The organism is Acinetobacter sp. YH01018, assembly GCF_013420295.1.
Taxonomy (GTDB): Bacteria; Pseudomonadota; Gammaproteobacteria; order Pseudomonadales; family Moraxellaceae; genus Acinetobacter.
Genome location: NZ_VOYL01000110.1, coordinates 1 through 2,263 on the forward strand (window position 1 = coordinate 1; position 2,263 = coordinate 2,263).

Here is a 2,263-nt window from a genome sequence, read left to right on the forward strand (position 1 = left end):
ATCTAGCAAAAAATTTAGCATCCAGCTCTTTCTGAGCTTTTCTCTCAAAGCACAAGTGTTGCTGTGATTTTTCGATAAAATCATCAAGATTATGTATCAACTGTAAGATTGCAACATAATTAGAATGCACACGTAAGCCTGGCTCCGTTTGCATCAATAGCAAGATTTTTTGCCAAATTTTCACATAGATTATTTTGAACTTTGCTTGTACTACTACTTTCTGACTCTGTTTAATCTTTTTGATTTTCAGTAGTTCTGAGTTAATTTTTACTATCTCAAGTTGAACATTTTTTCGGTCAAAGCAAAAGGGCATGATAAATTGCCCCATAAAAATTTCTATATTTTTTACCAAATAGTCAAATCTTAACATTTTTATCGATTTAAAAAATGAGCATATCTTTGTATATGAAACTTCATTTAATTTATCAACTAAATTTTCTCAAAATTACAATTCTCAACAAATACATACGGTTTGCTTATCTATGACGGTCTAAATTTTAAGAATTCTTCCACTTTTTTTTAGTTTTCTGTTATTACATGAAACAATACCGTTGTATTACATTTTAGAAATGCTGTGTATGCAGCATTGATCAAAAAGATTCTCTGCTATACTTACTTCACGTGTAGCATCAATGGAGTTTCGAAATGCTCAGAACCACTGAACAGAAAAGAAAATATATTCAAGCGACACGTTCGCAAAACTATCAAGCCAGCCTAAAGCTTGAAGGCATTACAACGACAGCTCAAACAACTCAACAAAGTAAAGCTGAAATCTTGCAAAAATATAAGAAGTATTCGCAACCCGAATCTTAGTCAGGTGCATGTATGGATAAATATGGGGAAATGGGTGACAGCCTGTATTGTTACCCTGGCACAAATATCCTAAAGAACAAACTCAATATTCGTGATGAACAAATTTTAGAACAAGCTGAACTGGAACTGTCTGGATTAGCAAGTAGTCTCATTGAATATGCTGAACCACCCTACGACTTAAAATACTTAAAATCAATTCATGTACAGCTTTTTGGCGACTTATACGACTGGGCAGGAAAATTAAGACAAATCGATATTTCCAAAGGTGATACCCGTTTTTGTAATTTTTCCCGTATTGAAATTGAAACCAATAAATTACTTAGGCCACTTCAAGAAAAAAAATACTTTCAAGGCTTAGCACCACAAAAACTAATCCCTCAACTTGCCGACTTGTATTGTGAGCTTAATGTCATACACCCATTCCGTGAAGGTAATGGACGTACACAACGGATTTTCTTTGAGCATCTGATTGCTCATTGTGGTTATGGTATTGATTGGTCTCGCATTGACTCTCAACAACAATGGATTCAAGCAAATATTGAAGGTTTTTATGGTAATTTAAATCCATTAATTCAGATTTTTGAAATATGCTTTATTCAAAATACCTAAAATTTAAGTAGTCAGAGCCTACAATCCTTAATTAGCCATCATCTTTGCTTCAATCCACTGATTAATTTCCCAAATAAACCAACAAACACGATTCTTAGAAATCTTAATACTCTTCGGGTAATTTAGGATCGTAATATTCAAATTACTTATCTAGAATTGAATAGATCGTTAACTTAGATAGACTTTTAAGCAATATAACTTGCCGCATGTTTATCAACATATGTCTCAAAAAAGTCTGCCCACACATAGATTTATGGCGTTTAGTGCTTAAATTTCAGATTAATCTTCGTCTGATGACTGGAATGGATATTACAGATTACATGCAGGTGAATTGCTTAGTAGCTGTATCATCGCTTTTGTGTAATCCAATACATTTGATCAGAATGTTCTCTTTTTCAATAAAGCAGCCTCTTCTGCTTTTCCTGAACCAACGAACTATGTCATTGATTTGAGTCAACCGACAACAGTGATGCTGAATCAAATCCCCAAAGAAGGGATTAAATGCAAGATGTGGTAAAAAAAAATAGGGGATGGAAGTTATTATCCGTCTAATTGAAACCAGCCCATGAGTCGAGATCAGTTGAGTAAGAATCATTTTAAGTGAATAAGAGAAGGATGGCTCACCTCACTTCTCCGAATAACAACGCTATGCTTTTCAACCAAGGTAGAAATTGGCAACTACATTTCATTCTTCATCATGCTGATCTTATGGCATGTAGACAATTACTACATCATTTGCATTCAATGCTCAATACAGCCTGTCAGCAGAACCGCAGCGATACTTTTTTTCGTGCATACATGTAGTGTTTAAATCCATTCATTTTTCAATGATCCTCTGCCG

At 34.2% G+C, this 2,263-nt stretch carries 4 protein-coding genes and 1 pseudogene; 3 read left to right on the forward strand and 2 right to left on the reverse strand.

Annotated features, from left to right (window positions below):
• Nucleotides 1-370: hypothetical protein (locus tag FTT83_RS15790; RefSeq protein WP_257234927.1), on the reverse strand; the 370-nt coding region annotated here is incomplete at its 3' end.
• A 275-nt stretch (nt 371-645) separates the two neighbouring features.
• Here FTT83_RS15790 and FTT83_RS15795 point away from each other — a divergent pair.
• Together FTT83_RS15795 and FTT83_RS15800 are read left to right on the forward strand one after the other, a co-directional pair.
• A complete protein-coding gene (locus FTT83_RS15795) occupies nt 646-813 on the forward strand; it encodes a YhfG family protein (protein ID WP_000946583.1) in 168 nt (55 codons plus the stop codon).
• Between the two features lie 12 nt (nt 814-825).
• On the forward strand, nt 826-1,422 hold the full coding sequence (locus tag FTT83_RS15800; RefSeq protein ID WP_000362164.1) for a putative adenosine monophosphate-protein transferase Fic: 597 nt from the start codon (nt 826-828) through the stop codon (nt 1,420-1,422).
• Between the two features lie 27 nt (nt 1,423-1,449).
• Here the strand turns inward: FTT83_RS15800 and FTT83_RS16205 are convergent, their stop codons facing one another.
• Complete coding sequence (locus tag FTT83_RS16205; protein WP_002046152.1) at nt 1,450-1,563, reverse strand: AlpA family phage regulatory protein; 114 nt, start codon at nt 1,561-1,563, stop codon at nt 1,450-1,452.
• A gap of 223 nt (nt 1,564-1,786) precedes the next feature.
• Between FTT83_RS16205 and FTT83_RS16375 the strand changes: the two are divergent.
• A pseudogene (locus FTT83_RS16375) lies at nt 1,787-1,978 on the forward strand (hypothetical protein); the annotation flags it as partial.
• Nucleotides 1,979-2,263 lie beyond the last annotated feature (285 nt).